At 73.3% G+C, this 17,678-nt stretch carries 19 protein-coding genes; 11 read left to right on the top strand and 8 right to left on the bottom strand.

The genetic code is table 11. The features are described from left to right. Nucleotides 1–2: 2 nt before the first annotated feature. The 6 genes from QQX10_RS05665 to QQX10_RS05640 all read left to right on the top strand — a co-directional run bounded on the left by QQX10_RS05665 (nt 3) and on the right by QQX10_RS05640 (nt 5,156). The gene (locus QQX10_RS05665) at nt 3–1,742 is read left to right on the top strand and encodes an FHA domain-containing protein (protein ID WP_301118991.1); all 1,740 of its coding nucleotides are present in this window, start codon (nt 3–5) and stop codon (nt 1,740–1,742) included. Then, entirely contained in the window at nt 1,739–2,560 is an 822-nt protein-coding gene (locus QQX10_RS05660) for a PP2C family protein-serine/threonine phosphatase (RefSeq protein WP_301118990.1), read from the top strand. Before QQX10_RS05665 ends, QQX10_RS05660 begins: the two co-directional genes overlap by 4 nt. After that, on the top strand, nt 2,557–3,033 hold the full coding sequence (locus tag QQX10_RS05655; protein ID WP_301118989.1) for a hypothetical protein: 477 nt from the start codon (nt 2,557–2,559) through the stop codon (nt 3,031–3,033). Before QQX10_RS05660 ends, QQX10_RS05655 begins: the two co-directional genes overlap by 4 nt. 29 nt (nt 3,034–3,062) lie before the next feature. Next, nucleotides 3,063–4,193 carry a glycine cleavage system aminomethyltransferase GcvT gene (gene gcvT, locus QQX10_RS05650; RefSeq protein WP_301118988.1) on the top strand — a complete coding sequence of 377 codons (1,131 nt, stop codon included), beginning with the start codon at nt 3,063–3,065 and terminating at the stop codon, nt 4,191–4,193. A gap of 63 nt (nt 4,194–4,256) precedes the next feature. After that, nucleotides 4,257–4,640, top strand: coding sequence for a glycine cleavage system protein GcvH (gene gcvH / locus QQX10_RS05645; protein WP_301118987.1), 384 nt, complete (start codon nt 4,257–4,259; stop codon nt 4,638–4,640). A 3-nt stretch (nt 4,641–4,643) separates the two neighbouring features. Continuing rightward, nucleotides 4,644–5,156, top strand: a complete 513-nt coding sequence (locus QQX10_RS05640; RefSeq protein WP_301118986.1) for a (deoxy)nucleoside triphosphate pyrophosphohydrolase — start codon at nt 4,644–4,646, stop codon at nt 5,154–5,156. 96 nt (nt 5,157–5,252) lie between these two features. Here QQX10_RS05640 and QQX10_RS05635 read toward each other — a convergent pair whose 3' ends face one another. After that, complete coding sequence (locus tag QQX10_RS05635; protein ID WP_301118985.1) at nt 5,253–5,822, bottom strand: DNA-3-methyladenine glycosylase I; 570 nt, start codon at nt 5,820–5,822, stop codon at nt 5,253–5,255. A gap of 134 nt (nt 5,823–5,956) precedes the next feature. Here QQX10_RS05635 and QQX10_RS05630 point away from each other — a divergent pair, with 134 nt between their 5' ends. From QQX10_RS05630 to QQX10_RS05610, 5 genes are all read left to right on the top strand, one after another. Then, nucleotides 5,957–6,844, top strand: coding sequence for a methylenetetrahydrofolate reductase (locus tag QQX10_RS05630; RefSeq protein WP_301118984.1), 888 nt, complete (start codon nt 5,957–5,959; stop codon nt 6,842–6,844). Nucleotides 6,845–6,900: 56 nt separating this feature from the next. Continuing rightward, a complete protein-coding gene (locus tag QQX10_RS05625) occupies nt 6,901–7,335 on the top strand; it encodes an OsmC family protein (protein WP_301118983.1) in 435 nt (144 codons plus the stop codon). After that, nucleotides 7,332–7,832, top strand: coding sequence for a GNAT family N-acetyltransferase (locus QQX10_RS05620; protein WP_301118982.1), 501 nt, complete (start codon nt 7,332–7,334; stop codon nt 7,830–7,832). The genes QQX10_RS05625 and QQX10_RS05620 overlap by 4 nt, the downstream gene beginning before the upstream one ends. A gap of 151 nt (nt 7,833–7,983) precedes the next feature. After that, complete coding sequence (gene metE, locus QQX10_RS05615; RefSeq protein ID WP_301118981.1) at nt 7,984–10,308, top strand: 5-methyltetrahydropteroyltriglutamate--homocysteine S-methyltransferase; 2,325 nt, start codon at nt 7,984–7,986, stop codon at nt 10,306–10,308. A gap of 528 nt (nt 10,309–10,836) precedes the next feature. Then, nucleotides 10,837–11,604: a hypothetical protein gene (locus QQX10_RS05610; RefSeq protein WP_301118980.1), complete on the top strand. Its 768-nt coding sequence runs from the start codon at nt 10,837–10,839 to the stop codon at nt 11,602–11,604. Here the strand turns inward: QQX10_RS05610 and QQX10_RS05605 are convergent. The 7 genes from QQX10_RS05605 to QQX10_RS05575 form a co-directional block, all read right to left on the bottom strand. Beyond that, nucleotides 11,601–12,014, bottom strand: coding sequence for a prepilin-type N-terminal cleavage/methylation domain-containing protein (locus QQX10_RS05605; protein ID WP_301118979.1), 414 nt, complete (start codon nt 12,012–12,014; stop codon nt 11,601–11,603). The two genes, QQX10_RS05610 and QQX10_RS05605, sit on opposite strands and share 4 nt — an antisense overlap. A gap of 69 nt (nt 12,015–12,083) precedes the next feature. After that, nucleotides 12,084–12,590, bottom strand: a complete 507-nt coding sequence (locus QQX10_RS05600) for a GNAT family N-acetyltransferase (protein ID WP_301118978.1) — start codon at nt 12,588–12,590, stop codon at nt 12,084–12,086. Between the two features lie 64 nt (nt 12,591–12,654). Beyond that, nucleotides 12,655–13,992 carry an MFS transporter gene (locus QQX10_RS05595; RefSeq protein WP_301118977.1) on the bottom strand — a complete coding sequence of 446 codons (1,338 nt, stop codon included), beginning with the start codon at nt 13,990–13,992 and terminating at the stop codon, nt 12,655–12,657. A gap of 132 nt (nt 13,993–14,124) precedes the next feature. Beyond that, the gene (locus tag QQX10_RS05590; protein ID WP_301118976.1) at nt 14,125–15,363 is read right to left on the bottom strand and encodes a cation:proton antiporter; all 1,239 of its coding nucleotides are present in this window, start codon (nt 15,361–15,363) and stop codon (nt 14,125–14,127) included. A gap of 3 nt (nt 15,364–15,366) precedes the next feature. Continuing rightward, nucleotides 15,367–15,846, bottom strand: a complete 480-nt coding sequence (locus QQX10_RS05585) for a cation:proton antiporter regulatory subunit (protein ID WP_301118975.1) — start codon at nt 15,844–15,846, stop codon at nt 15,367–15,369. 33 nt (nt 15,847–15,879) lie between these two features. Continuing rightward, a complete protein-coding gene (locus tag QQX10_RS05580) occupies nt 15,880–16,995 on the bottom strand; it encodes a HAMP domain-containing sensor histidine kinase (protein ID WP_301118974.1) in 1,116 nt (371 codons plus the stop codon). Continuing rightward, a complete protein-coding gene (locus QQX10_RS05575; RefSeq protein ID WP_301118973.1) occupies nt 16,992–17,675 on the bottom strand; it encodes a response regulator in 684 nt (227 codons plus the stop codon). The genes QQX10_RS05580 and QQX10_RS05575 overlap by 4 nt, the downstream gene beginning before the upstream one ends. Nucleotides 17,676–17,678: the final 3 nt, after the last annotated feature.

The raw sequence follows: 17,678 nt of genomic DNA, 5'->3' as shown, positions 1-17,678 counted from the left end.
CGATGATCCCCGAGCCCCTCTTCTACGCGGCCGTCGGCTACGCGGTCGCGTTCGTGGTGGGCTACGTCTGGATGGGGCTGACGCTCGGTGCGGTGTACCGCAAGTTCGGCGCCAGGCCGTCACGCGCGTGGATCCCGGTGCTGCGGTACGCGGAGGTCGCGACGCTCACGCAGTCAGGCACGGCCGGCGTCATCGTCGTGCGCGTGGTCGCGGCGCTCGGGGCAGCGGCCTCGGCCATCGGGATCCTGATGGGATCCGCGACCGGCGACGCCCTCGCGATCGGCGGCCTCGGTGTGGCGTCCGTGGCGGCGCTCGCCGCCTGGGTCCTATGGATCCTCCACATCCATCGGCTGGGTCTCGACCACGCGCTTTCCGCGGGCTGCACCGTGCTCGGGGCGCTGCTGCCGTGGCTGTGGAGCGCGATCGTCGGCTGGGGGCCCGCGGGCGCCTCGACCGCGACCGGCCCGATCCCGCTGGTCGCATCGCGTGTCGCCGCGGACCCCGACGTCGCGGCGGAGCCCGAGCTCCCGGCGGTGGCGCCGCCAGGCCCCGACGATGCGGAGGAGAGCCCGGTCCCGGACGATGCGCCGATCGAGGCGGCGCCGACCGACGCCGTCCCGACCGACACCGTGCCGATCGCCGTCCGACGCTCGCCCTACGCCGACCTGGCCCCGCGCGACGTCGACGAGGAGCCGCAGCCGGTCCGACGGTCGCCCTTCGCCGATCTCGCGCCACCGGCCGACACCCCTCCCGCGCAGGAGCCCGCCCCCGTGACGCCCACCTTCCTGGTGGTGCCCCCGCTGCCCGCACCGCCGACCGAGGACCTGCCCGTCGCCGCGCCGGTCGCAAACGCGCGGACCGAGGGCATCGCATCCGTCGAGCCCGACACGCCGGCCGACGCTCCGGCGGCGCTTCCCGGACCCGACGCCACGCCCGCGGGCCCCGTGTCGCCGTACATGCGTGGAGGCGCCGCCGCTCCGCCCGCCGCGCCCAGCATGGTGCCGTCGTTCGCCCTCCCGGTCGCCGTCGAGCCGGAGCCGACGGTCGAGCCCGAGGCGGAGCCTGAGCCCGAGACTGAGCCTGTGCCCGCGCCGTCGCCCGACCCCGCTCCTGCCCCGGCCCCCGGTGCCGACGTCCCGCGCGAGGCGACGCCAGCATCGTCCCCCGCCGCGGCCCGGATCGCTCTGCCCCCGGCGGAGCCGATCGCTCCGCCGCCTCCCGCACCTCCCCGCGCCGCCGAGGCGCCCCCGACCGTGCTCGATCCGGTGCCGGACGAGGGCGGCTCGCCGGCGTGGGCGGGCGGCGCGGCGTTCCCGGGCATGGCCGGCGCGGCCGCCTCATCCGCGGACGCACCCGCGCAGGACGATGCCGCGGAGGACGATCGCACTCAGGTGGCCGCCCGGGTCCGTGAGCGGTGGGAGCTGGTGACGGCGGAGGGGCGCGCCTACCCGCTCACCCCGCCGGCGGTCCTGGTGGGCCGGCCCGGCGGCTTCCCTCCGCTGGACGGCACCCCTCGCCTCGACATCGACGACGCGACCCGCACGGTCTCGAAGTCGCATGCCCGGCTCGCGCTGGACCAGGGACGATGGACGGTCGAGGACCTCGGGTCGACCAACGGCACCTACCTGATCGACGCGAACGGTGGTGAGAGCCAGGTCGAGCCAGGCGCGGCCCGCGTCGTCGAGGGCAGGCTCGCGTTCGGCGACGTCGAGCTCGAGCTCAGGCGCAGGGACGGCGCATGACGCAGGAGTCGCCCGCGCGGTTCCGGGGCGCCGGACGCACCGCCGTCGGCGGCCGCCAGCGCAACGAGGACGCCTTCGTGGCGGAGGCGCCGGTGTTCATCGTCGCCGACGGGATGGGCGGCCACATCGGCGGTGCCGAGGCGGCTCAGGCGACGGTGCACGCGTTCCGCGCGCTCGCGGGTGGCGAGCCCGTCGCCCCCGAGGAGGTGGCGGCGGCTCACCTCGCGGCCCGCGGCGGCGTCGCCCAGGTGTGCGAGGACCTCCACGGTGACGCCGGCGCGACGCTCACGGGCGCGATCGCGGTCACGCACGCCGGCGAGCCCTGGTGGATGGTGATCAACGTCGGAGACTCGCGGGTGTACGCGCTCGACGGCGGCGTCCTGACCCAGGTGACGCACGACCATTCGCGAGTCCAGGAGCTGGTCGACTCCGGGACCATCTCGGAGGCGCAGGCGCTCGTCCATCCGGACCGCAACCTGCTGACCCGCGCGATCGGGGACGACTACCCCGAGATGGACGCGTGGCTGGTGCGGCTCGTGCCGGGCCGCCGCCTCGTGATCGCCAGCGACGGGCTCATGAAGGAGATCGAGGACCCGGTGATCGGTCGCATCGCCGCGCTTCACGGGGACCCCGCGGCATGCGCGGAGGCCCTGGTCGACGCGGCGCTCGCGATGGCCGCCCGGGACAACGTGACGGTCGTCGTCGCCGACGCGCTCGGGGCGACCGACCCGGCCGCCGACCCCGCGCCGTGGCCCGAGTGGCCGCCGGTCGCGACGGAGGACGACGACACGACCCCACGCACGCGACGGGCATCGTGACCGACGGTCGGGGAGAAGCCGAGGAGCCGGCCTCGCGCGACGGCGCTCCCGCCGAACCCGCGGAGGTGGCCGAGGAGCCGACCCAGGCGGACGACTCGACCCGTCTGGCGGCTCGCGGACTCGATCAGACGCGTATCGCGAGCCGCGGGCCCGCCCGGGAGGCCGAGGAGCGGATCGAGGCGCCCCGCTTCGCCCCCCGCCCCCCCGAGACGGACGGACCGAGCTCCGCCCGGCGCCGCGACACCTACGCGCCTCGCACCGCCGTGCCCCACGGCTCCGGGGACGCCGCCCGGCCCATCGCCGCGTCCCCCGGGACGCCCGCCGCCGACGGTGCCGGCATCGTCACCCCGGAGGGGCGCGCCGATCGTGAGCGCCACGATCGCTGGACCCGGGCGCGGCGGGTCGCGGCCCTCACCGGCGGCGCGGTGCTGGCGATCGGCGCGGCGATCGCGCTCGCGGTCGCCCTGCTCTGACGCGGGCGCCGCGCGTCTACGCTGGAGCCATGGCAGACGCTCCGCTCCGGTCCCCGCTGCACGACGAGCACGTGGCGCTCGGCGCCACCCTGGTCCCGTTCGCCGGCTGGGAGATGCCCGTCCGGTACACCGGTGACATCGCGGAGCACACCGCGGTGCGCACCGCGGCCGGCCTGTTCGACCTCTCGCACATGGGCGAGATCGCGGTGCACGGCGACGGCGCCGAGGACTTCCTCGACCACGCGCTCGTCGGCCGCATGTCCGCGATCGCCCTCGGCGGCGCGAAGTACACGATGCTCTGCACGCCCGACGGCGGCGTGATCGACGACCTGATCGTGTACCGCCGCGACTGGGACCACTACGTGATCGTGGCGAACGCCGCGAACAAGGACGTGGTCGTCGCCGAGCTGGAGTCCCGCCTGGACGACTACGACGCACGGCTCGAGGACATCTCCGCGGAGATCGCCCTGATCGCCGTGCAGGGTCCGCGCGCCGAGCGGATCGTCGCGGCGATGTGCGCGCGCGGCGACGACGACATCGTCGCCATGAAGTACTACTCGGCAGCGAACGTCCTGCTCCGTGGCGACATCCACGCCTTCGCCGCCCGCACCGGGTACACCGGGGAGGACGGCTTCGAGCTGTTCGTCAACGCCGCCGACGCGGTCGCCGTGTGGCGCCTCGCGTTGGAGACCGGCGCGTCCGACGGCCTGATCCCGTGCGGGTTGTCGGCGCGGGACACCCTCCGGCTCGAGGCCGGCATGCCCCTCTACGGGCAGGAGCTGACGCGCGACACGACCCCGTTCGAGGCCGGTCTCGGGCGCATCGTGGTGTTCGGCTCGGCGGCCCGCCCCCGCGGGCCCTTCGTCGGCCACGACGCGCTGCTCCGGGCCAAGGTCGAGGGGACCGCGAGCACCCTGGTGGGCCTGGTCGGCGACGGTCGGCGCGCCGCCCGCGCCGGGTACCCGATCGTGGACGAGTCCGGCGACCAGGTCGGCGTCGTGACCTCCGGGGCTCCGTCGCCGACGTTGGGCCGGCCGATCGCGATGGCCTACGTCCCGCACGCCATGGCCGAGCCCGGCACCGAGGTCGCGGTGGACGTGCGGGGGCGGCGCGAGCCGATGACGGTCACGTCGCTACCGTTCTACCGCCGAGACTCGTAGGCTCATCCCGAGGCCCCGCCGCGCGGCGCAGGACCCCCATCCGTTCCGAGAGAGGTGCAGGCCATGACGAACGTTCCCGACGAGCTGGCGTACTCCGCCGAGCACGAGTGGGTGTCGGGCGACCCCGACGCCGGTGCCGTCGTCACGGTGGGGATCACGGAGCACGCCGCGGCCGCCCTGGGCGACATCGTCTACGTCGAGGCGCCGCGCGTGGGCGACGCGGTCGTCGCCGGCGAGGTCTGCGGCGAGCTGGAGTCCACCAAGGCCGTCAGCGAGCTCTACTCGCCGGTGTCCGGCACCGTCACCCAGGTGAACGAGGCGCTCGAGTCCTCTCCCGAGACCATCAACTCGGACGCGTACGGCGAGGGCTGGATCTTCAAGGTCGAGCTGTCCGAGTCCGCGACCGACCTCCTCGACGCCGAGGCCTACGCCGCGACGATCGAGTAGACGATGGGCGTCAACACGCGGCTCGTGGTCGCGGCGGCGATCACGGACTCGCTCGACGCCCCGCGACAGCTGCTCGCCGCGCGCCGGTGCGCCCCGGCCGCGCTCGCCGGCCTGTGGGAGTTCGCCGGCGGCAAGGTCGAGCGGGGAGAGACCCCGGAGGCGGCGCTCCGCCGTGAGCTGCGTGAGGAGCTCGGCGTCGAGGTCGAGATCGGCGACGAGATCGTCGGACCCGACGACGGCTACGGGGTCGAGGCCTCCTGCGGTCACGAGCCGGTGTGGATGCTGCGCCCCGGCGACGCCGACGTCGAGCGCCTGGTGATGCGCGTGTGGTGGGCGCGGATCCTGCCCGGAGCGGACGGGGCCCCGGTCGAGCCGCGGCCGCTCGAGGATCACGACGAGCTGCGCTGGCTCGAGCCCGGGGCATGGCGCGACGTGCCGTGGCTGCCCGCTGACAAGCGCATCGTCGAGGCGCTGCTGCTCGACGCGATCGAGCGTCATCGCCGCGCGTACTGCTGATCCGCCGTCAAGGATTCCTCACGCGGGACCAAAGCCCCTGGATCAATCGGACATTTCCCACATCGGTGGACAACGCGGTGGAAAAGTCCGCGCGAATCATGCGTCCACGGCCACGCAGTCCGCGAGATGGTCGTCGACCAGGCCGCACGCCTGCATGGCCGCGTACATCGTGGTGGGACCGACGAACACGAATCCTGCGCGCTTGAGCGCCTTCGCGAGAGCGATCGACTCGGGGGTCGCCGCGGGCACGTCCTCCCAGGTGGAGAGCCGGGTGCCGCGCGGCTCGGGCGCGAACGACCAGAACAGCTCCGTCAGCGATCCCCCCGCCTCCCGCAGGGCCACGGTCGCGCGCGCGTTGGTGATCGCGGACTCGATCTTGCGGCGGTTGCGGACGATCCCCGGGTCGGCCATCAGCCTCTCCACATCCCCGTCCGAGTACGCGGCCACCGCGGCGGGCTCGAACCCGGCGAACGCGGCCCGGTAGCCATCGCGCTTGCGCAGGATCGTGAGCCACGACAGCCCCGACTGCGCGCCCTCGAGCACGATCCGCTCGAGCAGCGCCGCATCCCCCCGGACCGGCCGCCCCCATTCGTGGTCGTGGTACGCCTCGTACAGCGGATCACCGGTGCCGAAGCAGCGGACCGGGGCGGTGGTGTCGGTGCTCATGTGCCGAGTCTGCCGTGGGGGTCCGACGCCCGCGAGCGGCGCGACGACTCCGCCGGGACGGCGAGCGGTGCGCGGGCGTCGGGGGACATCGGGGATGGCGGGTGCGGCACGCAGGCGTTATCGTGAGGCCCGCCATGACGATCCGTGACCTGCTCGCCCTGCGTCGCCCGACGCTGTCGTACGAGCTCTTCCCTCCGCGCACTCCTGCGGCGGAGTCGACCCTCGAGGAGACCATGCGGCTCCTCACGGCCACGCGTCCGGACTTCATCTCGATCACCTACGGCGCCTCCGGCTCGACGCAGTCGACCTCGCGCGCCGTCGTGCGGGGCCTCGCGGAGCACCACGTGGTGCCGCCGCTCGCCCACCTCACGTGCGTCGGGCAGTCGCGCGCGGAGCTGACGCGGGTGATCGAGGACTACCTGGCCGAGGGCGTCCGCGACTTCCTCGCGCTCCGCGGCGACCCGCCGCAGGGCCAGACCGACTGGCGGCCGCACCCCGAGGGGCTCCTGTACGCGTCGGACCTGGTGACGCTGCTGCGCGAGGTCGCCGGCGCTCACGGGATCCGCGATCTCAGCATCGGCGTGACCGCGTTCCCCGCGCAGCATGCCCAGGAGGGGTCGCGCGGGCTCGGGCTCGAGGTGCTCGAGGCGAAGGTTCGCGCGGGTGCAGACTTCGCCATCACCCAGGTGTTCTACGAGGTCGAGCAGTACGCGAGGCTGGTGGCCGACGCGGCCGCGCGCGGGCTCGACCTGCCGATCGTGCCGGAGGTCATGCCGCTCGTCAGCAGCCGTCGCGCGCATCGCGCGGAGGAGCTGACCGAGGTCGCCACCCCGCCCGCGCTGCTCGCGGAGCTGGAGGCGGCGCCCGACGCGGACGCCGCACGCGCGGTCGGCGTCGCCCACGCCGCCGCGCTGTCGCGCGGTCTCGTCGACGCGGGCGCGCCCGGCATCCACATCATCACGTTCAACCAGTCCGCCGCGGCGCTCGCCCTGGTGGATGCGATCGGGCTCGCGCGCACGTAGCCGCGACCGTCCGAGGCCCGTCCGGCGAGGCCGTCACGCCATGCGAGGATCGACGCATGACCCGTGAAGCCACCCCCCGCACCGTCACCCTCGCCCGCGAGTCCGAGGGCGTGTACATCGCGACGAACGCGAAGGGCCACGAGCTGCGCTTCGGCCGCGGCGAGGGCCTCCTCAGCCCGGTGGAGCTGCTGCTCGCCGCCATCGCCGGATGCTCGAGCATCGACGTCGACAAGATGACCTCGCGACGCGCCGAGCCCGAGCGCTTCGACGTGACCGCCACGGCCGACTACGTCACCGAGGACGGCGCCAACATCCTCGAGAACATCCAGGTGCTGTTCGACCTGGCCTTCCCCGCGGGCGAGGACGGCGATGCCGCGCGCAAGCGGGTCGGCGCTGCTCTGCGCGCCTCGCACGAGCGCCACTGCACGGTGTCGCGCACGGTCGAGGCGGGCGTGCCGGTCGCGCTCGTCGAGGCGCCCGCAGCCGAGTGAGCGCGGCGGGCCTCGACCTGATCCTCGACGCCCCGGCCGCGGATCTTCCGGCGGCCGTCGCGGTGATGCATCGGGCGTTCGCCGAGTATGCGCGCACCGGCACCCCGTCGGGCGCGATGCTCGAGACCGCGCCGAGCCTGCTCGCCGAGCGTGAGGACGGCGTTCGCGTCGCGCTGGCCCGCCGCGACGGCACGGTGGTGGCGATGGTGAAGCACCAGGACGCTGCCGACGGGAGCCGATACTTCGGCAGGCTCGCGGTGGACCCCGGGCAGCGGGGTCGAGGCGTCGCGCGGGCGTTGATCGAGGCGCTGAGGGACGATGCGCTGGGTGCCGGACGCTCCGGTCTCACCTGCCTCGTGCGGGCCGACGAGCCTCGCGCCATCGCCTTCTACCAGGCGTTGGGCATGGTGGTCGAGGGCAGCGGGGAGCGCGTGAGCCGGACCGGCGCGACCATCCGGGTGGTCGAGATGGCGGACCCCCGCGCACGCACTGTTTGACCACTGTTCGGGACGCCTTGTCCGCATCTTGGACATTCCCCTTGGACTTGCGCGGAGCGCCGGGATATGATCTCTCGGCAACCTCGGCACCACGACGTGTCGATCAAGCGCAATGGCGAGCCCGCCGCGCACCGAGCCTCGTTGAGGAATCATGACTGAGCAGAACACCGTCCCTGCCCCTGCGCCCGCCTTCCCCGGTGGCACCATCCTCGGATACCCGCGCATCGGTCGAATGCGTGAGCTGAAGAAGGCGCTCGAGTCGTTCTGGACGGGCGCCACCGCCGCCGACGACCTCGAGGCCTCCGCCAAGGAGCTCCGGCTCGCGACCCTGGCCCGCCTCGCCGAGCTGGGGCTCGACAAGGACGCGTCCGCGATCCCGAGCAACTTCTCGTTCTACGACCACGTGCTCGACGCCGCGGTCACGCTGGGCGCCGTCCCGACCCGCTTCGCGGACCTCCGTCTGGCCGACGGCAGCGTCGACCTCGCCGGCTACTCGACCATCGCCCGCGGCGAGGGCGCGAAGGCGCCGCTCGAGATGACCAAGTGGTTCGACTCGAACTACCACTACCTGGTTCCCGAGATCGGTCCCGAGACGCACTTCGCGGTCTCCAGCACGCGCTGGGTCGACCAGTTCGTCGAGGCCAAGGAGGCCGGCTACCTCACGCGTCCCGTCATCACGGGTCCCCTCACGTTCCTGTACCTGTCGAAGCCGTCTGACGAGGCCCCCGAGGGCTTCCGTCCCATCGAGCGTCTCGAGGACGTGCTCGAGGTGTACGGCAACCTGCTCGAGGCCTTCAAGGCCGCGGGCGCGGAGTGGGTGCAGATCGACGAGCCGATCCTGGTGGCGGACATCGACGCCGACCGTGACGAGGTGCTCGCGAACGCTGCGAAGGTCTACGGGTCGCTCGCCACGCTGGCCAACCGCCCGCAGCTCTTCGTCGCCGCGCCGTACAACTCGCTCGACGACGCGCTGCCGGTCCTCAAGGACTCGGGCGTCGAGGCGATCGGGCTGGACCTGGTGCGCGGCGGGGTCCCGTCGGGCACCGACCTCTCGGGCGTGACCGTCGTGGCCGGCGTGGTCGACGGTCACAACATCTGGCGGACGGACCTCGACGCGGCGCTGCGCAAGGCCGCCGAGATCGAGGCGCTGGGCGCGACCGTCGCCGTCTCGAGCTCGACGTCGCTGTTCCACGTGCCCCACACGCTGGACGGCGAGGAGCACCTGGGTGCCGAGCTGCTGAGCTGGCTGGCGTTCGCGGAGGAGAAGGTGGCGGAGGTCGTCACCCTGGCGACCGCGCGCGCCGAGGGTGCGGACGCCGTAGCCGATGCGCTCGCGGCCACCCGTGCCGCGCTCGCGTCGCGGAAGGCGCACCCGGGCACCAACAAGGCGGACGTCCGCGCGGCGCTCGCGGCCGTCACCCCCGCCGACTTCTCGCGACCCGCGTACGCGGTGCGCGAGGCGGCGCAGGACGCGCGTTTCGGCCTGCCGGAGCTGGCGACCACCACGATCGGCTCGTTCCCTCAGACCACCGACATCCGCAAGGCTCGCGCGGCGTGGGCCAAGGGCCAGATCGACGATGCGGCCTACGAGGAGGCGATGAAGGCCGAGATCGAGCGCGTGGTGCGCCTGCAGGAGGACCTCGACCTCGACGTCCTGGTGCACGGTGAGGCCGAGCGCAACGACATGGTCCAGTACTTCGCCGAGCTGCTCGACGGCTTCGACGTCACCGTCAACGGCTGGGTGCAGTCCTACGGCTCGCGTTGCACGCGCCCCTCGATCCTGTGGGGCGACGTCACCCGACCGGAGCCGATGACGGTGCGGTGGACCGCCTATGCGCAGTCGCTCACGGAGAAGCCGATGAAGGGCATGCTCACCGGCCCCGTCACCATCCTCGCGTGGTCGTTCGTGCGCGACGACCAGCCGCTGGGCGTGACGGCCAACCAGGTGGCGCTCGCTCTTCGCGACGAGATCCGCGACCTCGAGGCGGCCGGCATCGGCATCATCCAGGTCGACGAGCCGGCGCTTCGTGAGCTGCTGCCGCTGAAGAAGAAGGACCAGGCGGCGTACCTCCAGTGGTCCGTCGACTCGTTCCGTCTGGCGACCGCGGGCGCTCACGACGAGACCCAGGTCCACACCCACCTGTGCTACTCGGAGTTCGGCGAGATCATCGACGCGATCGACGGCCTCGACGCCGACGTGACGTCGATCGAGGCGGCCCGCTCGCGCATGGAGGTGCTGCCGGCGATCCGCGACCACGGCTACGAGCGCCAGATCGGCCCCGGCGTGTGGGACATCCACTCGCCGCGCGTGCCCTCGACCGAGGAGATCACCGAGCTCCTCGCGCTCGCGAAGGAGTCGATCCCCGGCAAGCAGCTGTGGGTCAACCCCGACTGCGGCCTGAAGACCCGTGCGTACGCGGAGACCACGGCCTCCCTCGAGCACATGATGGCGGCGACGCAGGCCGTACGCGCGTAGCGCCATCCGCCCGAGAGCCCGACGGCCCGGTTCCCGCGAGGGGGCCGGGCCGTCGGCGTGTCGGGGTGCGCGTGCCGGAGGCTGAACCCGCCCGGGCGTCGCCACGGGGCGGAGGGGGCGTGTACGAATCGCTCCCGATTTCATGCACGAACGCACCGTCGTCGCGGGCGCTCGCGCGGACGAGCGAGACGCGTCCGTTCGTGCATGAATACGGGAGTGCTGGGCGGGGCGGTGCCGGGCGGCCCTGGGCGGTGCCGGGGCGGCCCGGTGCCGGGGCGGCCCGGTGTCGGGCGGCCCGGTGCGGCGTGCGTGGTGTGGTCGTGCATGAATACGGCAGCGGCGCGGACTGCTTGTCCCCGTACCGCGCACCGGCGTGGACGCGTTGCGACCTGAGGGGGACCGCTTGCTGCGTGCGCTCGGACCGATGTCCCGAGGCGCCGTCGCGATCCGGGGCATCACGCGCCCGCCGCGGCTCGCCACGTCTGTCCGACCTCGCCGTCCATGCTGGCGTCGAAGGAGGTCGACGCGATGAGCGATGCCGGTCGACCCGCAGAGGGTCCGGGGGCTCGTGCGCCGTTCGATTCGCCCCAGCTGTGGCGCGCGCTGGTCGGCGACCACAGCGCCGCAGCCCCCGTCGCCCTCCCCCTGTTCTCGACCCGAGAAGCGCTCGCTGCCGGGCTCACCGCTCGCCGCCTCACCAGCCTCCGAAGCCGGCGACGTGTCGAGCCGATCGCCCGTGGCCGCCACATCCTGATCCCGCCAGGTGCGCCTCGCGACTGGCGGATCGCGCCGCTCGAGGCAGCGTGGCTGGTCGCGGTCAGCGTGTTCGGATGGGACCTCCCCTACCTGTCGGGGCTCACGGCCGCAGCGTGCCACGGCGCGATCGCGCACCCGCCGGGCGTCGTGCACATCACCGGCCCGAGCCAGGTGCGTGACATCGACCTGCCCGGGGTCGGATGCACCGTGCGCTTCCATCAGCGCAGCGAGCGCACGTGGAGCGAGTCTCGTGGCGCCCACCACGGCGACCCCGCCGCAGTCGACATCCTCGCAGGAGAGCTGTGTCGCATGCGGATCACCACGGAGAACCAGACGTGCCTCGACCTCGAGCACAGCCTGCGACGCACGGGACATCCCCGCGTGGCGGCAGCAGCGCGCCTCACGCTCCAGCGCCGCGCCGCGTACCGAGCCCTCTGGGATGCCTGCCAGCTGCAGCGCCGGTGGACCGCCTACGGCAGGCTCACCGGGTGGCGAAGCCAGGAGCCGATCGATCCGCGCGAGACCTACCGGAGCTTCTAGCAGGCGGCGTTCTCGACGTACCCGTTCTTCGAGTCGAACCGCACGCCCGGGCTCGCCGAGTGGTAGCCGCGGGGGTGCTTGAGCTGGACGCACCACTCGTCAATGGCTCCGCCGGTCCACTTCACGAACTCCACGCCAGGGGACACGCCGAGCACGGGATCGCCGTCGATCGTGTAGCTGTCGCCGTCGGTGTCGACGTCGAGAGCTCCAGCCTGATCCTCGTCGAAGGCGGCGCGGATCATGATGCCGAGGTTCATGGCGTCCGACTGAGCCGCCGAGTCGGAGGCCTTCGCCTGATGGTCCAGATAGAGCGGGATCGCGATCGCCGCGAGTATCCCGATGATGATGATGACCACGAGCAGCTCCACCAGGCTGAAGCCGTTCTCGTCGTCGCGCAGATCCCCCCACATGTCGTCCCCCTCAAGACTCCCTGTCACGCCAGTGTGGCCCGCGACGCACGGTGCCGCAAGGGTGGGCGCTCAGAGCACCAGCTGCCAGAAACCCACATCGATCCACCGGTCGAGCTTGTAGCCCGCCTGCGCGACGGTGCCCACGTGCTCGAACCCCAGCCGCTCATGGAGCGCCACGGAGCCAGGATGAGGCAGCGCGAGCACCCCCAGGACGGAGTGAACGGGCGCGTGAGGGGATTCATCGAGGCGCCTCAGCCGATCGAGCAGCTCCGTGTACAGGGCGGTGCCCCACCCGCCGCGTCGTACCTGATGGTCGAGGTACACGGTGGACTCGAGCGTGTGCCGGTAGGCCGCGCGGTCCCGGTAGGGACCCGCGTACGCGTAGCCGACCACGCTGCCGGAGTCCTCCGCGACCAGCCATGGCAGCCCGCGGCCCTGGATCGCCTCCACCCGCGCCCACATCGCGTCCGCGGTGACGGGCTCGGTCTCGAACGTGGCCGTGTCGTGGACCACGTAGTGGTTGTAGATCTCGGCGAGGCGGGCGGAGTCGGTCGAGGCCGACGCGGAGCGGATCACGCGCCCATTATGCGCGCGGCTCGCGCGCCGAGGCCGACGCGGGGCCGTGGAGCGACGGGCACGCTCACGGCACGGCGAGCGGGGCGTCTCGCGACACGGACTCCTCGTACGCACGCCGCGACCGCAGGTAGCGCCAGGACACGGCAGCGATCGCCACGCCGGTGAGCCCCGCGATCGACGTCACCAGGAACCCGCCCGACGAGCCGTGCCGGTCGATGATCCATCCGGCGAACCACGCTCCCGCGGCGACGCCCATGTCCATGCCGGTACGGGTCCAGGTCATGCCCTCGGTGAGGCGCGACCGCGGGATGAGCGCGTGCACGACGCCGTCGCTGACCGCCATGGTCGGCGCGATCGCGAGCCCGGTGAGGAACATCAGCACGCCCAGCCACAGCATCGACGGCGCGAGGATGAACGTGGCAGCGCCCACCCCCGTCGCCGTGACCCCCCACAGCAGCCGCGACGCGAGCGTCCGGCTCCACATGCGCGATCCGTAGGCGAGCCCGCCGACCAGCGAGCCGAGCGCCCACACCGCGAGCACGACGCCCGACCACTGCTTCTGGCCCAGCTCCTCCGCGAAGGCCACCGTTGCGGCGTCGGTCGACGCGAAGACCGCGCCCTGCGTCGCGAAGATCGCGGTGGTGATGACGAGCGCCGGCGTGGTGACGAGCAGGTGGCCTCGCAGCGCGCCGCGGTACCGGCGCAGTCCGCGCGGCGCGGGCGGCAGCCCCACACGCTCCATCGATCCGTCGACGACGAGCGCCCGTGAGGCACCGTCCCGTCCCTGACGCCGGCGGGCGTCGCGCCGGAGCGCCGGCGGCTCGGTCGCCTTCAGGCTCAGGAACGCGTAGCCGCCGATCGCGAGCGAGACCACCGCGATCGCCGACGGCACCCAGGAGCCGACCTGCGTGGCCAGCACGGTCGCGAGCGCCGGCCCGGCGATGAAGAGCACCTCCTCGAGCGAGGACTCGAGCGAGAACGCGGTGTTGAGGGCGTGCTTGTCGGGGACGATGTGGGTCCACCGCGCGCGCGTGTGCGTGGACTGGGTCCCGCCGGCGGCGAAGAGCGGCGCGAGCACCACCAGCACCCACACGGGCTGATGCGTCAACGCGGCGGCGATCATCGCGAGCCGCCCGAGGATCGCGACGGCGAAGCCCCAGCGGAGCACGCGGCTCTGGCCGAACGCGTCGACCAGGCGGCCCACCTGCGGCGAGACCACCGCGTAGGACACCGCGATCGCGGCGAGCACCATGCCGCCGTACTCGTAGCGGCCGTACTCGATCTGGACCAGCAGGAAGGTCGACAGGCCGGTGAGGCCCATCTGCAGGCGCGCGACCAGGCCCCAGAGCGTGAAGGCGCGGGCACCGGGCAGCGCGAGGATGCCCCGGTAGGGGGAGAGCATGACACAACCTCACAGGAAGGAATGAGAAGTCGCGCGTCCTCGCGCGGAAGCCACACCAACTGCGCGACGTGGCCGGCGCATCGTCCCGGCGCCGGGCCCGAGGGCCCGGCGCGGCACGACCGGAGCATCGTCTCACACCGCGGGTGGGACCCCACGCCGTGGAGGGGCCTTGAGCGGCGACGGGATCCGGTCCGCGAACCGCATGAGGATCGAGCCCGCGACCGCGAGGATCAGCACGTACGCGGCGGCGAACGGCCCGAGCATCGCCTCCGCCCCGGCCGCGACTCCCAGGCCGGCGATGACGATCGAGAACTCGCCGCGGGGCACCAGGGACAGGCCCGTGCGCCACTGGCCCTTGGGGCCGATCCCCGCCTGCCGCGCTGCCCAGATCCCCGTGCCCACCTTGGTCACCGCGGTCACGAGCGCGAGCGCGAGCGCGGGCAGCAGCACCGGCACCAGGTCCCGCGGGTCGATGCCGATCCCGAAGAACACGAAGAAGATCCCGCCGAAGACGTCGCGGAGGGGAGGCATCAACCCGCGCACCTGGTCGGCGACGTTGCCGGACAGCGTGAGGCCGAGCAGGAACGCTCCCACCGCAGCGGAGACCTGCACCGCCTCCGCGAGGCCCGCGACCAAGAACGCGAGGCCGAGCACGCCCAGCAGCAGCAGCTCCCGCGAGTGCGAGTGCACCACGGTCGAGACGTGGCGCGAGAACTTGAGGGCGAAGAAGAACGCCGCCGCGACGATCGCGATCGCGATGCCCGCCGCGATCGCGCCCTGCACGATGGTCGCCCCGACCAGCAGCACGGCGAGGATCGGCAGGAACACCGCCATCACGATGTCCTCCATCACCAGCAGGCTGAGGATGACGGGGGTCTCGCGGTTCGCGAGCCGGTCGAAGTCGTCGAGGAGCCGCGCGATGATGCCGGAGCTCGAGATGTACGTGACGCCGGCCAGCAGGATCGACGCGGTCACGGACCAGCCGAGCAGGAGGCCCACCGCGAATCCCGGCACGGCGTTGGCGACCCCGTCGAGGATCCCGGCCTTCCAGGTGGTCCTCAGGCCCACCCGCAGGTCGTCCGGCGAGTACTCGAGGCCCAGCAGCAGCAGGAGCAGCACCACGCCGATCTGCGCGCCGATCGCGAGGAAGTCCTCTCCCGCCGCGATCGGGATGAAGCCTCCCTCGCCCATGATCAGCCCGGCGAGCAGGTACAGCGGGATCGAGGGGATGCCGATCCGGCTCGCGAGCCGGCCGAGCAGCGCGAGCACCAGGAAGACCACGCCGAGCTCGATGAGCACGGTCGAGGTCTCCGAATGCGGGCTGGCGGCGACGACGCGCAGGCCCGACAGGGGTGCGGTCGCGGTGAGCATCGTCTACCCCGTGAGGATGTGCGCCGCCCTGTCGACGGCCTCGTCGGAACCCATGACCAGGACGGTGTCGCCCGCCTCGAAGACGAACGACGGCTCGATGCCCGGGATGCCCTGGTCGCCGCGGATCACCGCGACGACGCTGGCCGAGGTGAGCGTGCGGATCTTGCCCTCCGCCAGGGTGCGGTTCACCAGGCCGCCTGCCGCCGGCATCGTCACCCATTCGATGGCGAGGCCGACGATGCTGTGCCGCAGGTCCTCAAGCCGCGCCGTGATGTTCGTGCCGCCGAGAAGCTCCGCGAGCTTGCTGGCGTCGCCCTCGGACAGCTCGAGGGTGCCGCGGCAGGCGTCGGGGTCCTCGCGGTCGTACAGCGCGATGTCCCGCTTGCCGTCGCGGCGGACCACCACGCCGACGTGGTCGCCCGCCTCCGCGGTGAACTCGTAACGGACGCCGACTCCGGGGAGAGGGGTCTCGTAGATCTCCATGGGCCTACTGTTCCACGCGGGGGCGTGCCAGGGCTACGCCTCGCGGGCCGGATCCTGCCCACGGAGCGGATCGGGGCCGGTCGGGAGGGACAGCACGAAGGCCGCTCCGGCGCCCGGGCCGGGGGACGATGCGGTGACGTCTCCGCCGTGCGCGCGCGCCAGGGAGCGCGCGATGGTGAGGCCGATGCCGCGGCCGGCGGCGCCGCGGCCGGCGGCGCCGCGGTAGAAGCGGTCGAACACGCGGTCGAGCTCGTCGGCGGTGAGCCCGGCGCCGGTGTCGACCACCCTGACCGTGGCCATGCCTCGGGCCGCGCCCACCGCGACCGTGACGGAGCCCCCGGCGGGCGTGTGGGTGAGCGCGTTGCCCAGCAGGTTGAGCAAGATCTGCGTGATGCGGTCGCGGTCGACCACCACCGGCACCGGGGATCCGGCGTCGACCTCGAGCCGCACCCCGGCGTGGTCGAACTGCGGCTCGAGATGGGTGGCGGCGTCCCTGGCGATCGCCGCGAGGTCCTCGGGCGCGGTGCGCAGCTCGACGGCATGCTCGTCGGCGCGGGACAGGGTGGACAGGTCCTGGGCGAGACGCTCGAGCCGGGAGGCCTCGGCGGCGACCCGCTCGTAGGCCTCCGGGGAGGGCTCGATCACCTGGTCGGCGAGCGCCTCCATGGTGCCGCGGATGGTGGTCAGCGGCGTGCGCATCTCATGCGCGACCTCGTCGATCAGCCGCGCCCGCGTCTCCTCGCTGCGCGCGAGCCGTTCCGCGAGCTCCTCCAGATCCGCCGCGACCGCCGCCAGCTCGGCGTCGTGCGGGCGGGGCACCTCCTGCCGGTAGTCGCCGCGGGCTATCCGGTGCGAGGCCTCCTGGATCGCGGTCAGCGGGGCGACGATCCGACGGGACAGCAGCAGCGCGAGGGCGGCCGCGACGGCGGCGGCGGCGACGGCACCCCACGCGAGGGCGACCGGCAGCACCGACCGCACGGCGTCCTGCGCCGCCTGCGCCTGGCCGCCGCCCATGGCGCCCCGCATCATGCCGAGCTGACGGCCCACCAGGGTGCTCGTCAGCGCGCCGCCGATCACCACGGCGACGAGCGTGCCGGTCAGCGCGACCGCGAGGTGCGACGCGAGCAGGCGGCTCCGCAGCGACCTCATGGCGCCGCCAGCTTGTAGCCGACGCCACGCACGGTGAGGATGAGCGCGGGCGAGTCCGCGGGGTCGTCGAGGGCCCGGCGCAGCTTCCTCACGTGGACGTCGACGATCCGCTCGTCGCCGTAGAAGTCCCAGCCCCACACCCGCTCGATGAGCTGGCGTCGGGTGAAGACCCGGCCCGGCGCGGAGGCGAGCGCGGCGAGCAGGTCGAACTCGAGCGCGGTGAGCGTCACGGGTCGGCCGTCCAGCCGCACCTCGCGCGCCGCGAGATCCACGACCAGGGGGCCGGCGCCCAGCGTGTCGGGTGCCGCTCCCGCGTCGCCACGCCGCAGGATCGCGCGCACGCGCGCCGCGACCTCGCGCGGGCTGAACGGCTTGGTGACGTAGTCGTCCGCGCCCACCTCCAGGCCGACGATGCGGTCGGCCTCCTCGGCCCGCGCGGTGAGGAGCAGCACGGGGACGTCCGAGGTCTGCCGGAGCCGGCGGAGCGTCTCGAGCCCGTCGATGCCCGGCAGCCTGACGTCGAGCACCACGAGCGCCGCGCGCTCGCGTGCGAAGGCGGCCAGCGCGTCCTCGCCGCTGCCTGCCTCGACCACCGCGAAACCGTCGCGGCGCAGGTAGCCGCCGACGATCTCGCGGATGTTGGGCTCGTCGTCGACCACCAGCACCGTGCGTGCGGCCATGTC

This window comes from Demequina lignilytica (assembly GCF_030418305.1).
Taxonomy (GTDB): Bacteria; Actinomycetota; Actinomycetes; order Actinomycetales; family Demequinaceae; genus Demequina; species Demequina lignilytica.
The sequence above is the reverse complement of the archived record's forward strand: the minus strand, read 5'-3'. Positions and strand labels throughout refer to the sequence as shown.